13 protein-coding genes are annotated in these 18,295 nt (G+C 41.6%); 3 read left to right on the forward strand and 10 right to left on the reverse strand.

Annotated features, from left to right (window positions below):
* Positions 1–96 precede the first annotated feature (96 nt).
* The 3 genes from BN3769_RS04810 to trmB form a co-directional block, all read right to left on the reverse strand.
* On the reverse strand, positions 97–1,728 hold the full coding sequence (locus tag BN3769_RS04810) for a glucose-6-phosphate isomerase (protein ID WP_195155553.1): 1,632 nt from the start codon (positions 1,726–1,728) through the stop codon (positions 97–99).
* 96 nt (positions 1,729–1,824) lie between these two features.
* Positions 1,825–2,988, reverse strand: a complete 1,164-nt coding sequence (locus BN3769_RS04815) for a hypothetical protein (protein WP_068468128.1) — start codon at positions 2,986–2,988, stop codon at positions 1,825–1,827.
* Between the two features lie 6 nt (positions 2,989–2,994).
* On the reverse strand, positions 2,995–3,690 hold the full coding sequence (gene trmB / locus BN3769_RS04820; RefSeq protein WP_068468130.1) for a tRNA (guanosine(46)-N7)-methyltransferase TrmB: 696 nt from the start codon (positions 3,688–3,690) through the stop codon (positions 2,995–2,997).
* 394 nt (positions 3,691–4,084) lie between these two features.
* Between trmB and BN3769_RS04825 the strand changes: the two genes are divergently transcribed.
* The 3 genes from BN3769_RS04825 (at position 4,085) to BN3769_RS04835 (ending at position 7,447) form a co-directional block, all read left to right on the forward strand.
* The gene (locus BN3769_RS04825; protein WP_068468132.1) at positions 4,085–5,785 is read left to right on the forward strand and encodes a hypothetical protein; all 1,701 of its coding nucleotides are present in this window, start codon (positions 4,085–4,087) and stop codon (positions 5,783–5,785) included.
* A 320-nt stretch (positions 5,786–6,105) separates the two neighbouring features.
* Positions 6,106–6,315 carry a hypothetical protein gene (locus BN3769_RS04830; protein WP_068468134.1) on the forward strand — a complete coding sequence of 70 codons (210 nt, stop codon included), beginning with the start codon at positions 6,106–6,108 and terminating at the stop codon, positions 6,313–6,315.
* A gap of 241 nt (positions 6,316–6,556) precedes the next feature.
* Positions 6,557–7,447 carry a methionyl aminopeptidase gene (locus tag BN3769_RS04835; protein WP_068468361.1) on the forward strand — a complete coding sequence of 297 codons (891 nt, stop codon included), beginning with the start codon at positions 6,557–6,559 and terminating at the stop codon, positions 7,445–7,447.
* Positions 7,448–7,734: 287 nt separating this feature from the next.
* On the opposite strand, the gene BN3769_RS04840 is transcribed toward BN3769_RS04835, so the two are convergent.
* From BN3769_RS04840 to BN3769_RS04870, 7 genes are all read right to left on the reverse strand, one after another.
* The gene (locus BN3769_RS04840) at positions 7,735–9,951 is read right to left on the reverse strand and encodes a coiled-coil domain-containing protein (protein WP_154017822.1); all 2,217 of its coding nucleotides are present in this window, start codon (positions 9,949–9,951) and stop codon (positions 7,735–7,737) included.
* A gap of 323 nt (positions 9,952–10,274) precedes the next feature.
* Positions 10,275–10,892 carry an exopolysaccharide biosynthesis protein gene (locus BN3769_RS04845; RefSeq protein ID WP_195155554.1) on the reverse strand — a complete coding sequence of 206 codons (618 nt, stop codon included), beginning with the start codon at positions 10,890–10,892 and terminating at the stop codon, positions 10,275–10,277.
* Between the two features lie 33 nt (positions 10,893–10,925).
* Positions 10,926–12,152, reverse strand: a complete 1,227-nt coding sequence (locus tag BN3769_RS15180; RefSeq protein ID WP_079989410.1) for a SpoIIE family protein phosphatase — start codon at positions 12,150–12,152, stop codon at positions 10,926–10,928.
* Between the two features lie 132 nt (positions 12,153–12,284).
* Positions 12,285–15,620, reverse strand: a complete 3,336-nt coding sequence (locus tag BN3769_RS04855) for a hybrid sensor histidine kinase/response regulator (RefSeq protein WP_228840617.1) — start codon at positions 15,618–15,620, stop codon at positions 12,285–12,287.
* Entirely contained in the window at positions 15,620–16,231 is a 612-nt protein-coding gene (locus tag BN3769_RS04860) for a chemotaxis protein CheW (RefSeq protein WP_068468140.1), read from the reverse strand. The genes BN3769_RS04855 and BN3769_RS04860 overlap by 1 nt, the downstream gene beginning before the upstream one ends.
* A 114-nt stretch (positions 16,232–16,345) precedes the next feature.
* A complete protein-coding gene (locus tag BN3769_RS04865) occupies positions 16,346–17,623 on the reverse strand; it encodes a CheR family methyltransferase (RefSeq protein ID WP_068468143.1) in 1,278 nt (425 codons plus the stop codon).
* Positions 17,624–18,070: a chemotaxis protein CheW gene (locus tag BN3769_RS04870; protein ID WP_068468146.1), complete on the reverse strand. Its 447-nt coding sequence runs from the start codon at positions 18,068–18,070 to the stop codon at positions 17,624–17,626.
* Between the last annotated feature and the right edge of the window lie 225 nt (positions 18,071–18,295).

The following is an 18,295-nucleotide window of genomic DNA, read 5'->3' on the forward strand; positions in this document are numbered from 1 at the left end:
GCCCCCACAGCGATTTACTTGGCAGTTTTGGACTTGAACATATCCTTTGCTGCATTTACCGATGCAAATATCAAATGCTGAAGCAAGCCTATTATTCTAATGAAAATGCTCTAAATGTTTCAAGTAAGCATCGCCTAAAGGATAAAAGGCGCGGTCTTGGGCTTGATCCCGCTGGGCCGCAAACCGCTCAATAATCTTATTGGACAGTACTTTGCCAAGCTGAACTCCCTCTTGATCGAAAGAATTAATCCCCCATATAAAGCCCTCAAAGGCCACCTTGTTCTCAAAAAAAGATAAAAAAGCCCCCAATGCAAAGGGAGTGAGTTGCTCGCCTAATAAAATATGCGTTGGACGATTGCCCGGGAAAAACTTATTTGGGTTATCAGATGTTTGCCCGGTCGCCAAAGCTAGACTCTGCGCAAATAAATTTGCCAATAGCTTTTCTTGTGAAGTCGTTCCTTCAATCTCCAAGTCTTTTCCATATTGGCTCTTTTTAAATCCAACCATGCATACCGGAATGACTGCGGTTCCTTGATGCAGCAATTGAAAGAAAGAATGTTGGGCATTGGTTCCGGGCTCCCCCCAGATGACAGGGCCTGTTTGAAAATTCACAGATTGCCCTTGCTGATCGATGCGCTTCCCATTCGATTCCATTTCGACCTGCTGGATATGGGCTGGATAGCGGAGAAGCGCTTGAGAATAGGGAATAAGCGCTAGCGTGGGATAATTTAAAAAATTGCGATTCCAGATGCTAAGCAGAGCGGCCAATAATGGCAAGTTTTTATGCAAATCGCTTTGCAAAGCCGCCAAGTCCATGGCATGGGCGCCTCTTAAAAACTCCCAAAAAACATCAAAGCCAAAGGCAAACGATAAGATGACCGCTCCGCACATTGAAGTCGTAGAATAGCGCCCGCCTATCCAATCCCATAAATGAAAGACTTCTAAATATTTCTTGCGATTATCCATGGGAGTGCCAGGCATTGTAATGGCCACAAAATGCTCTTGGGGATTTAAATGAGCCTCTTTAAACCTGGTGCATACCAGCTCTTCATTAATTGCCGTTTCTAAGGTTGTTCCCGATTTGGAAATGACGAGAACCAGCGTTCTCTTTAAATCTTTCACCTGCTTTAGAACCCCGGCCGCATCGTCTGGATCAACATTGGAAATAAAATGCACGCGCTTGCCAGCCTTTCGCAAGTGCTCAAGGGCCAAAAAGTTGGCACGCGGGCCCAAGTCTGAGCCGCCAATCCCTACAGAAATAATGTCATCAAAGCGATTTTCCACCTCTATTTTGGACAAAAAAGACTTTAATTTATCGATCTCTTGCCTAGCCAAAAGTGCAGCTTCTTTGGCCTTGGGAGCAGTACGAGGCTCTTCGAAAAAATCCCGTGTTGCCGTATGCAAGGCAGGCCGGTTTTCTGACGGATAACCCTCAATATGATTGACGATTTCCCCATTCTGCATGGCATTCATCTTTTTCAAGACCTGAGCCTCTTGAGCCAGCTGCTGCAGAGCTTGCATGACTTCGTCCGTCACTTTTTCAGTTCCATATAACAGCTTAAAACCGCAAGCTTCGCTACAATATGTTGCCAAGCGCTCAGGAGTCAACTGTCCAGGCTTTGCTAGATCAATAGGGTTTTGAGCAAGCGCTTGAAGCTTTTCAGCTGCGGGATAATTTAAAAAAGAAGGCTGTTGTTGAGCCATGCGACCCTCTTTGACAAATGACATAGTTTCTCCTCATTGGAATAAAAAGCTAATTGTAAAAATGAATACTTTATTCATTTTTATCAATCTTCCTTTTGAAGATGCTTATCAATTCAAGACCTATTCTTCCAATTGCAAGCAAAAGTCCTTAAATATCAACTCTTGAGGAAATCCCAGACACTCTCCGGTCGAAACCACCGTGCCCCCTGCAGCACAAAATCCCTGCAATTTACGTTTTCCTTGATGGCTTAATCCCGTTGGAGCATATAGTAAATAATCCAGTCCATCCCAATTCGTAATCAGGTGATCCTCAGCAATTAAACGAAACGGTACAGCACGTTCAAGCAAGCGGCGCAAAGCGTGATCCAATCCATCAAAATAAGACGGACGAAAACAAGACATGGAAGGCAGGCAGATTCCTATTTTAATTTCTTTAGGTAACGGAACATATAAAGCGGGTTGCTTGCCTACATAGCCATAAGAGAAGGAGGGAGAATCCCATCCCCAAGCCGCCAAAGGAAGCGTAGCTCCCTTTAACGCCAAATTGAGATGCTCAAACCTTTCCGGATGAAGTAATTGCGCCTGCCATAAAGGGCGATCTTTAAGGGAAGAGGCGTCTAAGAATAAATAACAGGGCAAGGCATCGGGCAAACGAGAAGCCAATAAGGCCAAATATTCAATTCGCACATCCCGGCAAAAAATCCTAAGCAGCTGTCTACCGCCTTCGCTCTGCTCTAAATCTTGCGGGGTAAGATGGGCGAAAGAAGAGAGGGAAAGGCCGGTTTCTTCTTTAAATGAGCGCTGATCTTTGAAGCCTTCTTCCAACCACTCTCGTAAATTATGCAATTGAATATCGTCCCAGGAAAAATGGCGGCTAAAATCCGCACTTCCTCGATAGAGAGATAATCCCAGAGTGACAGCTTTAAATTCTTTCCATAGCGTATCGCGGAAATGCTCCAGAGATAGGCATAGCGACAGATATTGCGTTTGATTTGTCAAAGCAAAAGGCAGCTGATCGAACAATCCAAGCTCAATCTCCCACAGTAAAACTTTTCCTTCTAAAACAGCTTGATGGGCCTCTTTTCGCGCCTTTTCCCATGTCAAGTCCGCCTGCATACGCCCATCCAAGCGGATACAGACCGCATTGAAAGGAGCTGTCATATTCTCTTGGCCCTCTTCACAGACATAGGGAATAAAAGGAGATTTTTTAAATAAATAGTGCGGACGATCCCATTGAAGCGCATCTGTGTTTTCTTCTTCAAAAATATCTTGTTCTTCTTCCATGATCACTCAGTTAGTTTGTTCGGAAAGGCTCTTGCGAAAGAGATGATAGCGAATCGTTTTTCCTTTTTCCCGCCATAAATCTTCAAAGTAAGACGTACCATAACCGGGATAGTCCGTTATAAAATAAGGAGAAGGATAAAGAGGCTCAAATCCAGAAATGGCACTGACTACTTCGATCATGATTTGCGAATAATTTTCATCGTCTGTGACCAACGTCAACAATCCCCCTTTTTTCAAGATGCGCCAAATTTCAGTGACAAAAGGCGTTTGAATAATACGGTGCTTAGCATGCCTTTTCTTGGGCCAAGGATCCGGGAAATTAATATAGACGGATTCTACGCTTTCGCTTGGAAAATATTGATGGGTAACGCGGTAGCCCTCTCCGCAGACGACAAATAAATTATCGAGCTGCTTATTTTTCAACTTGGACCAAATTTTGCGTACACGGTCAAATTTGCGCTCAATCGCCACCCAGTTTTGATGCCGATTTTCGCTTGCCTTAGCAGCAATCCACGCCCCATTCCCACTGCAATACTCAATGCAAACCGGACGCTCTTGGGAAAAGACAGGCTCTTTAGCCCAGCCGGGAAAAGAAAATTGATCATAGCTGGAGCATTGATCGGGCACATACAAAACCCGGTCTTGAATTAAAATATTTCTTTGCTCCCATATAAAAGGAGACTTTAGATCTTCTGGCTTCATACACAATATTTAATTAATTAAAATTAAACAATTATAACGAATAACCGATTTGAATCCAACAGCGAGAATAATTTTTTAAGATCCCTCTTTATTTTTTTAAGGGGCATCCGCGGAATTCAAAAATGGTTTAAGAGAGTCTATTAACGCTCATGACAACCTATCGGAGATTATTTTCCCTAGAAGGCACTCTTGCTCTCCAAGAAAAAAACGCGAATGCAAACCATTAAAGGAATTTTAATCGATTCGAAGAGGAGTTAGTAAAACAATATAATTTAATTGCCAATTCAGAAATTTTCCTCTATAATTAATCACTTTTTATCCTTTTCTTTATTAAATTTTTATACATATTTCCTAAGCTCTTGTTTAACTTTTATTAATTTACAAAAGAGTTCCTATGAATATCTTAGCTTTACTAAAAAACTTTTGCGTCGAACTATTTTATGGAAGTTCTTATGAAGCGAGACAGATTGCCTGCAGGCAAACAACAAAGCCGATTCCCTCTCACCTTCTAGCAAGCCTGAATTTCCATCGCCAACAGCATCTATATTGGGAACCGTCCTTCCCGACTAAACCCTTCAACCAAAGAACATTTACGCATTCTGTTCCCCGCTCTTATCCTCAAAGCACTGTTTCCCATTCTCTTTCTTCTACTTCTATTTCCCAATCTTTTACTGCTAGAAGAGAACCCACGTTTACTGCAAGTGGACCACAGATTAATTCGCCCTCTTTTCCTTCACCTGTTTATTCTGTTGCAACAACGCAAGCCATTTCCCATTCCGTTTCTCATCCTACCCTCGCTCCTAGATTTCAACTTCCCGCTCCTTTAATGCCTCTTTCCTCTCCTACAACGGTGGTTGCGCCTAAGATTATGCCGCTTCCTACTTTTACGCGTCCTTCTCCCCTCGTATCCATTCCAGTTCAATCAACTTCAATCTCCGAACCAAAAGAACCGACAGTGAGAATGAAGGCATTTCAAGCAGAAGAGACTTTAAGCCAAAGCTTGCAAAAGCAGATTGGCCAATTAGAAAAAGAGAAAGAGGATCTTTTGGCCGCTATTACAGTTAAACCTTCTGGGGGAGCATTACCAAAATCTATTCACCCTATTTCTAGCCTCACTTACAACAAAAGCGTGCAGAAACAGGAAGAGTTAAATAAATTAAATGCGCGCTTAGACGACATTTCAAATTTTTGCAATCAAGAAATGATCGACGTTCTCAATTTGGTGATGAAAGGCCACGAGACTTTGAATGAAAAGCTTACGACTCTCCGAGAAGAGACTGCTAAAATTGAAGATGAAGACTTAATGTGCGAAAATGTCGAACATATTGCCATTTTAGAAGAGGCCATCGACATTCTCAATCAGTTAGAGGCTAAATTCCAAACACTGCAAAAAGCAGCCCTTTCACCAAATAAAACCTCTCAAACTGAACAAGAAGCGCACATTGATTCTCTATTGGAGAAAATTGAAAAGCTTTATCAGCAAAAGGAATTTTTAAAAGCCTGCAAGCACAATCTACCTAATCACCAGTCCGCTTATGATCAGGAAGACCTGCTGCAGATTATGCAATCTTTTGAAAATGAAGAAAAAGAGCTTTCCCAAAAAACAAAGGAATCGCGCAATCAGCTGCATCAAGCCGAACAATTTGCCAATGATTTGACAAATCACCTGCTCAATTATGCGGAGACTTTTAGCGCTCACTTCGCGAAGCTCCAACGCAAAGTCCGCTTCGTCGATCTTCCCACCCCAACTCCTCAAGAAATAATCAAAACCCACATTGAGCTTCCTCGGCCAAAGCCAACACACTTTAAGCCGAAAAAAGTCATGGTAACGCTGCCTCCTATGCAGATGAACCCCATCGATCTTCCTCGCCAAGAACCTATACATTTTAAGGCGCAGAAAGTGATGGTCATACCGCCTCCTATGCCGCTCCAAGCGCACCTCGTCGAAGCGGAAGAGTCGGAATTCAATTCTGCAGACTTAAGAGCTGCAGCCAAAAATGTGGCTGATGCGATTAAAAATCTTTTGCAAACAGTTTCTGTCGCTGCTACTGATCCGACAGAACCTAAAGACTCTGCTAATGAGCAGCAGGATTAATTAATCATTAAAGAGCCTTGTCCTTCGGATAAGGCTCTCTTTTTAAAAGACTTAAATTCTAAACAGTCTTCTTCAGCCTCCTTTTTTTCTCTTTAAACTTATCTATGTTATAATAAAAGTAAGCAGCCCTTTATTCAGCAATCTCTATCCGTTTGGATTTATGGCTCCCTTAGGTAGAGCTTCTCCTTGGGAAAAATTCGAACGATGCATGGGCTAATTGACGAGACAAGGAAAGGAGAACTCAAATATTGGCTAGTATGAATTTAGGGACGCGCGCCCTAGAGGACTAAAATATTATCCATCATTTAAAAGAGGCGATTATGATTGATCCAGTAGATGATATTATGCGATCTAGTCGCATGCAAGCCTTTCAACAATGGGATGATTACTTAGATCAAATGGAAGAATCAAGGCACACAAGGGATTTATCTACAAGCGGCCACTTAAAGGGACATACAATTAGGTCTTTATCTAAGAAAACAACGGAAAAAGATTTATTTTTGCATACTATCAATCCTTTCCAATTCTAAGAGGATAGACTAAAACCGCTAGCTATTCGACGACAGTCTCTAAAAACGGCATCTGTATTTCGCTTAAAAAGAAGAATGGAAAAGCAAATTGACTTAAAAAGATTTTCGGCAAATGCAGCGTCAGCTAGAATATCTGTTTAATCTGATATTGGAGTTTTTTGCTCTTTCGGCTGCTGTCACGTCAGTCCAAAGGCTAAAAAACTCCAACTCTGGTGTTTATGCCTAAAGAGGAACGACTATGATCGGACGTAATGACCCCTGTTGGTGCGGAAGCGGGCAAAAATGGAAAAAATGCCATTTTCCTCAACCGGATCCCAAAGCAAAATTATCTTCCCTATCGAGTGATATTCGCAGCGAATATTTCAAAAAATATCGCATTTTAATCAAAGACAAAAAGCAAATCGATGGAATCCGGGCGTCCTGTCAGCTAGCCTCACGCATCCTGGATGCGACCTGTGCGCTGGCAAAAGAAGGAGTGACAACCCTCGAACTAAATGACTACGCTCATCGTTTGCATCAAGAAGCAGGCGCTATTCCAGCTCCTTTGCACTATGGGCATCCTCCTTTTCCCAAAAGCATTTGTACGTCTTTAAATGACGTGATCTGTCATGGTATTCCCGATTCTACGCCTCTCAAGGAAGGCGATATTCTAAATATCGATATTACTTGCATTTTGAACGGCTACTATGGAGACTGCAGCCGGATGGTCACCATTGGCCGCATCAGTGAAGAAAAGCAATTAGTTGTAGATGTCTCTTATGAATGTTTAATGCGCGCCATTTCCCTCTTAAAGCCCGGCATTCCCCTGTTTCAAATTGGAGAAGTCATTGAAACTTATGCCCATTCCAAAGGGTGTTCCGTTGTCAATCAATTCGTCGGTCATGGTGTAGGAGTGGAATTTCATGAAGGCCCGCAAGTCCCCCATCACCGCAATTCAAACTCTCTTCTTCTGGTACCCGGCATGACTTTTACGATTGAGCCCATGATTAATGCAGGCGTACGCGACGCGGTCATTGATCCCTATGATCATTGGACTGCACGCACAAAAGATGGAAAGCCCAGTGCGCAATGGGAACATACGCTTTTAATCACAGAAGAGGGATATGAAATCCTGACTGCCTGGAAGCGCTAGCGCTCTAATCCCGTCCTTTCCTTCAAAAGGGGATTTTCTCGTCAATTGGCCCTGAACCCTATTCGAATTTCCCCTTAGAAGGTCTATTAACCCGAGTTTGGAGTTTTCCTTTGGATGGGAAAGCTCTTGCCATTTTCCATCTCCGAGGCTTTGACGCAATTGAAAGGGCAAAAAAAACTTCAAACTCAGGTTATTAAGGCTGCTAATGGCCCAGACTCGCATGCTTTTCCTTATGAGCCGACGTGAGATAGCGGTTCATTGGCTAATGGATGAGGCGGACGCAAAAACTAAGCCGATGTTTTTTTTTGCAATAATGCTTCTACCAAGCTTTGCAGCCCTTCTAATTCCTCTTCATATTCTTTGCGTATTGTCTCGTGTTCGCAGCTTAAGCGATTCAGTTCTTTCTGCCATAATAATTCAGAATCGGAAGTAGCAAAAAACTCCAATTCTTCCCATTCCTTTTGAAGGGCAAGCAATTGCTCTTGCGCTTTAAAGAGCTCTTTGCGCGTTTCATCCAACGTTTGAGACTTTTCTCCAAACTGCTCTTTTAGTTGATTGTACATTCCTTCGAGGCGGCGCGTATTGACTGCCTGCGCTTGGACATCCTCGGGCTGAACAGAAGGTGCCGGCTGTTTTCGGCTCTCTTCAAGCTGCATTTTTATATGCGTCAGCTCTTTTTCCATCTGCAGCTTGTCTTGCTCGTTGGCCGCTAGTTGATTTTCGATCTCTTGATAGCGCGCGATTTTTGCTTCTAAATTGGCTTTTAATTCTTCCGCATGTTGCGCCATGTGCTGGATCTCTTGGCGGCTTCTATACAAGGCCTTTTCTTGCTGGCCAATTTCATTTCTTGCTTGTATGAGCTCTTCACTCGCCTGATCTAGCTGTTTTTTCCATAGCTGGGCTTGCTCCAATTGCTTTTGCTGCCCTTCAAGATCTGCTTTTGCTTTCTCTATCTGCTGCTGGGCCTCTCTTAATCGATCATCTCTTCTTGCCAATTCCTCTTCTTTTTGCTGAAGCATGGCTTTCGCCTGATCAAGCTCTTTGCAAACCTCTGTGCAGTTTTCCTTCCAAATTCCAGCCTGCTCAATCTGTTGCTGCTGCTTTTCAAGCTCTGTTCGTAGGTCTTTGATTTGCTGTTGAGAGTGTAGAAGCGCCAGGTCTTTATTAGAAATCTCTTCTCCGCGTTCAAGAAGAAGCGTTTGAGCTTGAGTCAATTTATCGGTTACGGCATCCAATTGCTTTTGCCATTTCAGCTGCTCATCATTTTGCCGTGCTGCTTGCGCTTGATAGTTTTGTATTTGATCAGAGGCACGCTTAAGCTGGCTATTGAGATCATCAAAAAGTTGTTTAAATGTTTTTTCGTCGTGAATCTGCTGCTTTTCCAATTCCTGCTTCTGTTGCAAAACAAGCCGAATTTCTTGATTTTTAGCTTCCAGATCTGCTTGAAGCTCTTCTATTTTAAGCATATGGCCTTGGATGGTAAGCTTATGCTGATTTTCTGTTTGCCGGGCATATTCATACTGCTGCTGAAGCCTTCCAAGCGAACTCTGCAAAAGGGTTTTCTCTTGCTCTAGAACCGCTAGCTTTTCTTGATGAGAATGTAAGAGAGAATGAAGATCGCCACTCTCTCGCTTATGCCTGCTTTGCTCGGCTAGAAATAATTTCTCTTTTTCTTGCATCTGCAAGCGATCCTGAAGCCACTTATCCTTTTCTTCCCTTGCATCCTTAAGCTCTTGCTTGATGCCTTCGATTTGATTGCGGGCGACTTCTGCCTGTGCTTTTAAGATTTCTTTATCTTGCTCCATTTTTGTCAATTCGTCCGAAAGGCGTTGAACCGCTTGTTCTGGATCTGAATTGACAAAAGCTTGAATGGTCATCTCGGTTTCTTCCAGCTTTTCATTAAGCTGAGCTAATTGCTGCTTCTTATAGAATAATTCTTGAAGCAGCAAATCATGCTGTGCCCGCAATTGCAGTAATTCATCTTTAGACAACTGGACAAGCTTATAAAATGTTTGTTTATCATCTTGTGTTTGAGCAAGATCTTGAGTGAGAGCAACCATGTGAGTCTGCAAACGGTCTTTTTCTAGATTCCATTCCTGCTCGGCAAGCTTCATTTTTTCATCTAAAAGCAAAAAATTATCCAACCGACTTTGAGATTCCAACTGAAGCTTCCCAACCAATCCTTCGACTTCCTCAAGGGATAACGTTAAAATAATAAAAGAGAAAGCCATAGCCAAAGCCATGCCTACATGCCAAAAGCGCTCATCTAACTCAATCGATTGATAGCCAATAAGGGCCAAAACAAACAGGCTCGTCAAAGCAGCAGCCATTCCCTTCATCTTCCATTTGACGCATAAGGGAATGCCGATAAGCGCACTTAAAGGAAAATACCAATGAGTAGACACTTTAAATAATAAAATGGCTATTGATAAAAGAATGAGAAACGGCCCTAGCAAAGACCAAAATTGTACTTGGTTTTCTGCTCTTTTTTCTAAAATATCCACAACATTATCCCCTTGAATCCATCCCTTTAATAAGAACAATACCGATAGGATAGATCCTTAATCCTTATCATTTCAATACGACAGTTTGCAAACTATTAGAACCACTATATAAAAAGAAAGGAAAAAACAGAATGAGGAACTGAACGTTGAGACCATTATTGTCTCAAAATTATAAAGAAACCTGCATGGATTAATAAAGTTATTTGATAAAGTTAAAGTCTATACAAAGGCGGACTACAATTGAGATGTTTGCAAATCGTCAAACTTAATTTTTATCAAAATCGAAATGATTAACTATCTATTCCCATTTTTTTAGGGACGCCTTAGGAAGAGGCAGTAAGGCTAGGCCATAAGGCCACTATCCCTTCTTCTCCAATCCAAATGGCTAAAGCTAATAATAGAAAGGATAAAACAGTGAGGGCATAAGCAAGCATAATAGCTAATCCATCTTCTTCTAAAATAGCTAATCCGAAAACTAGAATTGGCGAAGCAGTAAACATATTGCCTAGAGGAATAGGAATCGGCAAAGCCAGTAAGACGCTAAGTATGCTGATAACTAATCCATGCAAAATAGATAAGACGGGAGAGTTGACTAGCCACACCATCCTTGTAGAAACTAAGAACCGCAGTTTATTAATTAATGTTGTTGACAAAACAATAACTTTTTTTAAAAAAGAATAAGATAATTCTTTTTCTAATAACCAATTCGGAAGCCACATTTTCCGCCCTAAGCTCATGTGAAAACCAATCAGAGATAAGATCAACCCAAAAGCTGTTGAAACACCGGGGATGGGAATAGGTTGGCAGAAAGGAAGACTGAATATAATCAATAGAGCAGGCTGCCCCTTTCCTGAAAGAGCTCCTAAAAGGCTCTTTACTCGTATGTCACGCCCATTTGCTTGAGCCAATAAAGCATTTAAAGAACCAATCAAAGGATTCAAGGACTGCTCCATCTATCTAAGATCCACCACTTTTTATAGTTTGAAATTGATTTTTAAAATAGAGACATCATCGGCAAAAATATCTTTACCTTGAATCTGCTGGCTAGAATGGACCAGCCATTCCAATTCTTTTCCTTTAAAGGAGAGCGATTTAACAGCCAAATCAATAAACTCTTGCATTTCCAGCATTGCCCCGTTCAATTTACTGATCTCATAAATGCCATCGCTATAGATATAAAGGCAATTATAAGGTAAAACCTGACAGACGCCATTTTGAAAATCTGTATCCGGAAGCGCTCCTATTACTACGCCCGGGGTCCTAAGAGAATAGACTTGCGCTTGTGCGGCCGTTGTCCCTGTAACCAGCAAAGCAGGCGGATGCCCTCCACTGGCATAAAGAATTTGATGCGCTTCCCGGTCATATATTCCGTACCAAATGCTAAAAAACATATTATTATGTTTTTCCATTGGAAAAGCTAAATTAAGGGCTTTTAAAACGGAACCGGGATTCTTAAAATCGGCTCTAGGCAGATTTTGAGAACGGAGAAGATTGGCTACTGAAATGGAGAGTAAGGCCGCTCCTACTCCATGGCCGCAGACATCTAGCAAATACATGGCGAAATATCTATTATCAAGCCAATGATAACCAAAAGAGTCGCCCCCTAGCTGCGTAGAGGGAATAAAGCACCATTCCGCTTCAATCCCGTTCTTCAAAGGCGAGGGCAATAAAGACTTCACATAGGCGGCAGCTTCAGCCAATTCCCCCGTTAGAACCTTTTGGCTCTCTTCCATTCGCCTAAAAGCTTCATTACGCTCCAACAATCTAATATACGCCAGAGAATGATAGCGAATACGGGCAATCAACTCTAATTTATCGGGCAATTTGACAATATAATCATTGCTGCCCAAAGCAAAAGCCTCTGCTTTGATCTGAGGCTCCTCTTTTGTTGACAAAACAATAATAGGCACATCTTTTGTCGCAGGATTGGCCCGAAAATATTTTACTAGAGTCAGTCCGTTGCATTCCGGCATGACCAAATCCTGTAAAATAACTGTAGGATTGACTTTTGCAGCCATTTCCAAAGCTTTGCTAGGATCCGAGCAGTAATGAAAGATAATGTCTGGCTGCCCGTTTAACATGCGCCTAACGGCTTCAGCGATAATTAATTGATCATCAATTAAGAGCACAGTAATGGGAAAGGCCTGTAAAGGCGCAAGAAGGCTGCTGGACAATAATAGAGGAGAGTCATTGTTTATCATAGATCGTAAACATTTTTTTTGCGCCTAAATCAGGTTAATATCACAAGAAATAATTTTAAAGGATAGTAAAATTCCAAAGCTTAATTTTATAGGGGCTTTTAATACAGTCTCTAAAAGAGTGTATTAAAACCGCTAAGCGACCGGTTGCCCAATCAAATCATAGACAGCCTCTAGCAAGGTCGCATCATGAAAGCTACTTTTTGTTAAATAATAATCCGCACCGGCTTCAAGGCCTTTTACGCGATCCTCTTCGCCTTCCTTATAAGAGACGATCAGGACCGGCAAATTTTTCAAATGGGGATCTTTTTTAATGGCTTTCACAAGCTCAATGCCATCCATCCTCGGCATATCCACATCCGTAATTACCAAGTCATAGTGACCAATGCGAACTGCGTTCCATCCATCTATTCCATTGACAGCCGTTTCAACCTCATAGCCTTGATTTTGCAGAAGGCGGCATTCCACTTCGCGGACTGTCAAAGAATCGTCGACAATTAAAATGCGTTTAAGCTTTGGACGAGAGACGGGTTCGTTTGCATAGCTAACATTCGCCAGCCTTCCTCCGGATAATAGCAGGTCTATGGAGCGTACAATATCTTCTACATCGATAATCAATACAGGCATGCCGTTTTCCATCAATGCCCCTGCAATGATATCCGGCGTTTTCCCTAAGCGAGAATCTAATTCTTGAACAACAAGTTCCCTCTCTTCAATTAAGCGATCAACAATCAATCCATAGCAATTTTGCAAATCGTTTAAAATGATAATGGGCAGCCTCTTTAATGCAAGCCGCGGTTGATCGAGCTCTAGGACTTGCCAGGCAGAAATAAGGCCGATATTTTGGCCTTCATAACGAAAATAGGGGCGATTTTCAACGCTTTCGATTTCACCTGGATCAATAAAAATAGCCTTATCAATGCGCGCTAAAGGAAAAGCATAAATTTCTCCCGATATTTCCACTAAGAGGGCCCGGATAACAGACAGCGTCAAAGGGAGCTGAAGCTGAAAGCTTGTTCCTTTGCCAATAGTAGTGAAAGTTTTGACAATCCCGCCTACTTCTTGAACTGTGCTCCTTACCACATCTAATCCAATCCCCCGTCCGGAAATCTCTGTAACCTCTTTAGCTGTTGAGAATCCGGGCAGAAATAGAAAATCAATGACTTCTGAATCTTCTAAGCGACCAGCCATCTCATCGCTGATAAAATTCTTCTCTACGATCTTTTTTCTCAATTGTCTAATATCAATTCCTCGTCCATCATCTGTGACAATAATGACCAGTATTCCTCCTCGATGATGCGCCTCTAGTTTGATCACCCCTTCAGGCGGTTTGCCTGCAGCCAGCCGTTCTTGGGGAGGCTCGATGCCATGATCACACGCATTGCGCAAAAGATGGCTCAAAGGAGATTCCAACCTCTCTAAAATATCGCGATCAACCGGCGTGGATTGGCCGATAATCTCTAGCTTTATCTTTTTGCCAAGCTGCCTAGCAAGATCCCGAACCATGCGAGGAAATCCTTCCACGCCATCCCCAAAAGGCCTCATACGGCTATTTATCACTTCTTGATAAAGACGATCTGACAAGCTGGCATGCCGCCGTATAAAATTATCCAACTCGTCTAACCGATCAGTCAATTGATAGCGAATCTCATTAATTTCGTGTTGAATAGTTGTCAAGCTATCTTGAGCTTGATTGCTCAGTTCATTTTCCTTTAGATTCTGCCTGAGTTCATCTAAATGAGAGGAAAGTTTATTGTATTGCCTTTTCAATTTTTGCAATGAATTTTCAAAAGGGGACAACCAACGAGATTCAACTAAGGACTCTCCGGCCAATCCCATCAAGCGATTTAAACTTTGCGCATTGACACGCAAAATTCTATTTTGAGAAACCGTTGTAGGAAAAACCTTAATAACTTCTTGCTTTTTGGGCATCTCTTTAAGCGAAATTTGGGCTGTGGCAGCTATTTTAGCAGGCGCTTCTTTCTCTTTGGCTTGAATAATCTTTTTTTGCGGCTGCATGAGAGGCATTGCAAGGCTAGACACCTGCTTAATAAGGTTGGCTATGAGAGAATCTTGTTCTTTTAACCATTTATATAATTCGGATAAATTAATCTTAGACAGTCGGGTCAATAAATCAACCATTTGAAGCAAATAATCAATTCTTTCTACATCTAGCTCGATTTGCTGTTTTTGAATGCCCACAAAACAATCTTCCATTGCATGAGCCATTTGAATAATCGCACTCAAAGAAATGACTCGGGCCGCGCCTTTGATCGAATGGGCGGCGCGCATTAGCATCTCCAATAAGGAAGGATCCCTATGGCTTTCCAGTTCGAGTAATCCCTGATTAAGGGCTTTGCATTGAGTTTCTAGCTCCGTTCGAAATAAGTCAAACATGATCGGATCGATGGACAGCTCCTGTCCCTCTTCCTTTTCCTTTGCAGGCTTGCTCCCTTCTTGTCCTTCAATAGCCGTTTCGGCTGGAACCTCAACTTTATGTATAGCCTCTTCTTTAATAGGTCTGGGTTCTTCCTTAATTTCTACAGTAACTGGTGCAGGTTCAGCAGGAACCGGCCCTGTTTTTTCTTTTTGGCTATCGTCAGCTTGAAGCCTTGCCAATTTTTGGATAATTTCCTTAAAAATTTCCTTATGCTTCTGAATAAAGCCTTCCAATTTTTCAGGAGAGAGGTGAACCAAACCGGACAAAAGGTCCAGGGTATCGGACAAAACCTCTTGGCTTTGTTGGTTCCACTGGCCTTTGCCTTCTGTTAAGAAGGATAAATGGCGTTCCCACGCCTCCCCTATTTCAAGGAGAGAAGGGAATTGGATCACTTGGGCGATATGCTTAATTATACGCACAGTCTTTAGAAGTTCCAGAAGGGCCAAAGAGGAGCGCGGCTCTTCTCCGAGTACAATGATGAGACGGGAAAGCGTCTCAGTAATTGTTCGAAATTCTTGAAGAGAAATTTCGATTAACGGCTGATCTACCTCCTGCGATTGTCTTTCTTCTCTTAAAAGGGGTTCATTTGAAAACTTTTCCTTTAGTGCAGCTGCTCGCGAAGAGACTCTTTCATGGGTTTGGGCTGCCGTTCTAAGAGGAGAAGTCCAAGATTCAAAAGAGAAAAGATAATTATAGAAAAGGCGCTCCAATTTATCGCTATCGACTTCGGCCATCTGAATTAACTTAGCACTGACGATAGAGAGCATTTCCAAGTGCTCGGCCTTCATGCTCATTCCTTTTTGCATGGCCTTCAAATATTGGTCTAAGGCTCTCATGAAAGGAATCAAGCTATCAAGAAAAGTCGCTTCTATTAATGAAAGTAAGGCCTGTAAGCCCTGTATAGCCATTTCTATTGCCTCTGCCACTTGAGCATGATTATGGAAAGGCACTAAAATGTCTCTTAAATGATTTGCCAGGGCTTTCATTTCCCGTTGAATTTCTTTAAGCTTAGAATAATCTTCTAGCTTCACTATAAGCTCCTCTTTAAACTATAAAACAGTAACTCCTCATCGAGTAATCCAATGCTTTTATTCGCGATTGTCATAATGCCTTTCAAATAATTATTACTGGATTTTACAATATTGACCGGAACATTCCCAATAGATGATAAATACCAGTTATGAATACCTTCCACTTCATCTACAGGGACAATCCACACTTCATTATCTTTGGCAAGAGCGATCATTCTATCGCTCTGATAAGAATTGCGCTTTGGCTTAGTAATCGAAATATCTATCTCCAGTAGTCTATGCAAAGCCATACAAGGCTGCAGCTCTCCGCCCAGATTAGCCACCCCTAGCAAAATTTTTCCTGTCCGATGCGGAATACGGTGTATGGGACGGCTTGGCAATACTTCCTTAAAATAAATGGTATTCAATGCCAACCACTCTTGCCCTAAGCGGAAGACAACAACGGAAATCCTATCCTCTTGCTTTTTTACGTCCTCTTTTTTCCTTAATAAATCTGTCCATTCATGAATATAGCTTTCTATAGGCTGCCTTTCTAATAATGTGGAAGCAAGGCGGGCTTTATCCGATTTGTTAAGGGACAAATTAAGATCGGATCTACTCTCTTGGTTCATTTTACCCCTTGTTAAGCTACGCTGTTTCGTCGATTAGCCAATGAACGTCTATTCATTTTTTTCTATAGGAGAAAATAACTTCGCATCAGGGCCTTGTCTAATTGATGACGCGCCCTAGGTCTTATAAGCTTTCTGAGCTCTTTTACGAAAGCGTTCGGCTTTAGTCAGGTCGCCTTTTTTCTCATATAATAGAGCCAAGTATATTAATGCTTCATAATGAAGGGGCTTTAAATAGACAGTTTTATGAAAAAATTTCTCCGCCTCTCCCTCATTCCCCATTGCATGCTGGATTAATCCCAGCAAATAATAGACCTCTGTTTGAGCTCCATAAAGAGCGATATACTTCATGCAAAGATCGATAGACGTTTCAAAGCTTCCCTCATCAGCTAATTTTATCGCTTGCGCTAGGAGAGCCGCTTTATCTAATTCTTTTTTTTCTGTGTTTTTTAAATCTATTTTATCCTCAGCTTGAAAAGATAGAGGGGATACAAGATTAAATGGTCGCTCCCCTGTCTCCTTGCCTTTAAGCTTTGGTTGATCCTTTAATAAAACGGTATAATTTCTTTGCTCCTCTAAAGGAAACAGACCTTTTTCCTTCCAATGAAAGGCATTTGCCCTAGTAAAAGAAAGGGGGATAAAACCGGCACGCCGAGCGATTTGGGTTTCTACCGGTCCAACAAGCAAGATGCCATTTGGAATCAATAGATTTTGAAGAAAATCTAGCGTCCTTTTTTGCGCCTGTTCATCCAAATAAATTAATAAATTTCGACAAAAAATAAAGTGATAAGACTGAGGATTAAAAGGCATCCTGCTGCTTAGTATATTGCCCGAGTAGAAATGCACCTGCTCTTTAATAAAATTTCGAATGGCATATTGATTATTGATCTTATCGAAGTAGCGATCGCGAAAGCTCAAATCTTTTCCGCGAAAAGAATTTTTTCTATATAGCCCCATTTCGGCTTTGGCAAGCGCCTTCTTGCTAATATCCAGAGCATCGACCGAAAAAGCCCTCTTATTGATTCCGTGATCAAAAAGAGCCATCACAATTGAATAAGGCTCCTCTCCTGTTGAACAAGGAAGACTCATAATTTTGAAAAAAGACCATTCTTTTTCTTTCTCTTTAACAAAATGGACGAGAAAGTCGAAGCCGCTTTTATCGCGAAAGAACCACGTTTCCGGTACGATAATTAATTCAATTAATTCCTGCAGCTCGTGAGAAGATATTTTCAAGCGTTTATAATACTCTTCATAAGTAAGCAAGTTGCATAAAGTCATGCGTTCTTTCAACACCCATTCCCATGTGAGTAAATTCAGGGATTGAGGTTTCAAACCCAATTTATTTTCAACAAATTGCATAATCTGATTGAGGAAGTCGGCAGAGGCCATGCTCATTTATTTTCCTTTCAGGGACAATTCAAGTGTCAGAAATTTAAAAAATTCCATCACATCAACCCTTTGAATGATTCCCTCTTCATCACTATGGATTCCATCCAAAAAAGAAAGGTTGGGCTGATACATTTTCCCTTCCACGAAATCGGAAGGCTGTAAATCCACTATTTCGGTAATTTTTTCGCCTAAAATACCTGCATATTGATCTTGAGATTGCTCTTTCTGAATTAAAATAATACGGGAATGAAAAGCTTTAGACGCAGCGCGCCGTTCGATGATTTGACAAAAATCCACTATAGGAACCGGATGCTCTTTCCAGTTTAATAGACCAACCAGATAAGGAGCCCCATAAAGAGGCGCTTCCAAATGAATAGAAGGAATAATTTTCACAATGAATTGATTTTCAATTACGAAACGATTGTTTCCCACATAGAAAAGCAACATGGCCATACAACTTTCCTACTCATGATAGAAATTCAACCTCCCACTTGACAGGCAGGCTCTTTATGGACTTTTATATCGAAGTGAATTCAAAAATCCATTTTTAGACAAGGCGAAAGTTCTCAACAACGAATGTATTAAAACCGCTAATGATTTAGAGTCGAGTTTTCTCCCAGGAAGAACTAATCTCAAATCTATTTTTACATTCCCTCCGCTATACCATAAAATGGTCTA

This window comes from Candidatus Protochlamydia phocaeensis, from assembly GCF_001545115.1.
GTDB lineage: Bacteria > Chlamydiota > Chlamydiia > Chlamydiales > Parachlamydiaceae > Protochlamydia_A > Protochlamydia_A phocaeensis.

Excerpts from the sequence above, each read along its gene's own strand:
- BN3769_RS04815 (WP_068468128.1), bottom strand. The coding sequence starts at position 2,988 with ATGGAAGAAGAACAAGATATTTTTGAAGAAGAAAACACAGATGCGCTT.
- BN3769_RS04825 (WP_068468132.1), top strand. The coding sequence starts at position 4,085 with ATGAATATCTTAGCTTTACTAAAAAACTTTTGCGTCGAACTATTTTAT.
- BN3769_RS04830 (WP_068468134.1), top strand. The coding sequence starts at position 6,106 with ATGATTGATCCAGTAGATGATATTATGCGATCTAGTCGCATGCAAGCC.
- BN3769_RS04865 (WP_068468143.1), bottom strand. The coding sequence starts at position 17,623 with ATGAGCATGGCCTCTGCCGACTTCCTCAATCAGATTATGCAATTTGTT.
- trmB (WP_068468130.1), bottom strand. The coding sequence starts at position 3,690 with ATGAAGCCAGAAGATCTAAAGTCTCCTTTTATATGGGAGCAAAGAAAT.
- BN3769_RS04810 (WP_195155553.1), bottom strand. The coding sequence starts at position 1,728 with ATGTCATTTGTCAAAGAGGGTCGCATGGCTCAACAACAGCCTTCTTTT.
- BN3769_RS04860 (WP_068468140.1), bottom strand. The coding sequence starts at position 16,231 with ATGAACCAAGAGAGTAGATCCGATCTTAATTTGTCCCTTAACAAATCG.
- BN3769_RS04870 (WP_068468146.1), bottom strand. The coding sequence starts at position 18,070 with ATGGCCATGTTGCTTTTCTATGTGGGAAACAATCGTTTCGTAATTGAA.
- BN3769_RS15180 (WP_079989410.1), bottom strand. The coding sequence starts at position 12,152 with ATGATAAACAATGACTCTCCTCTATTATTGTCCAGCAGCCTTCTTGCG.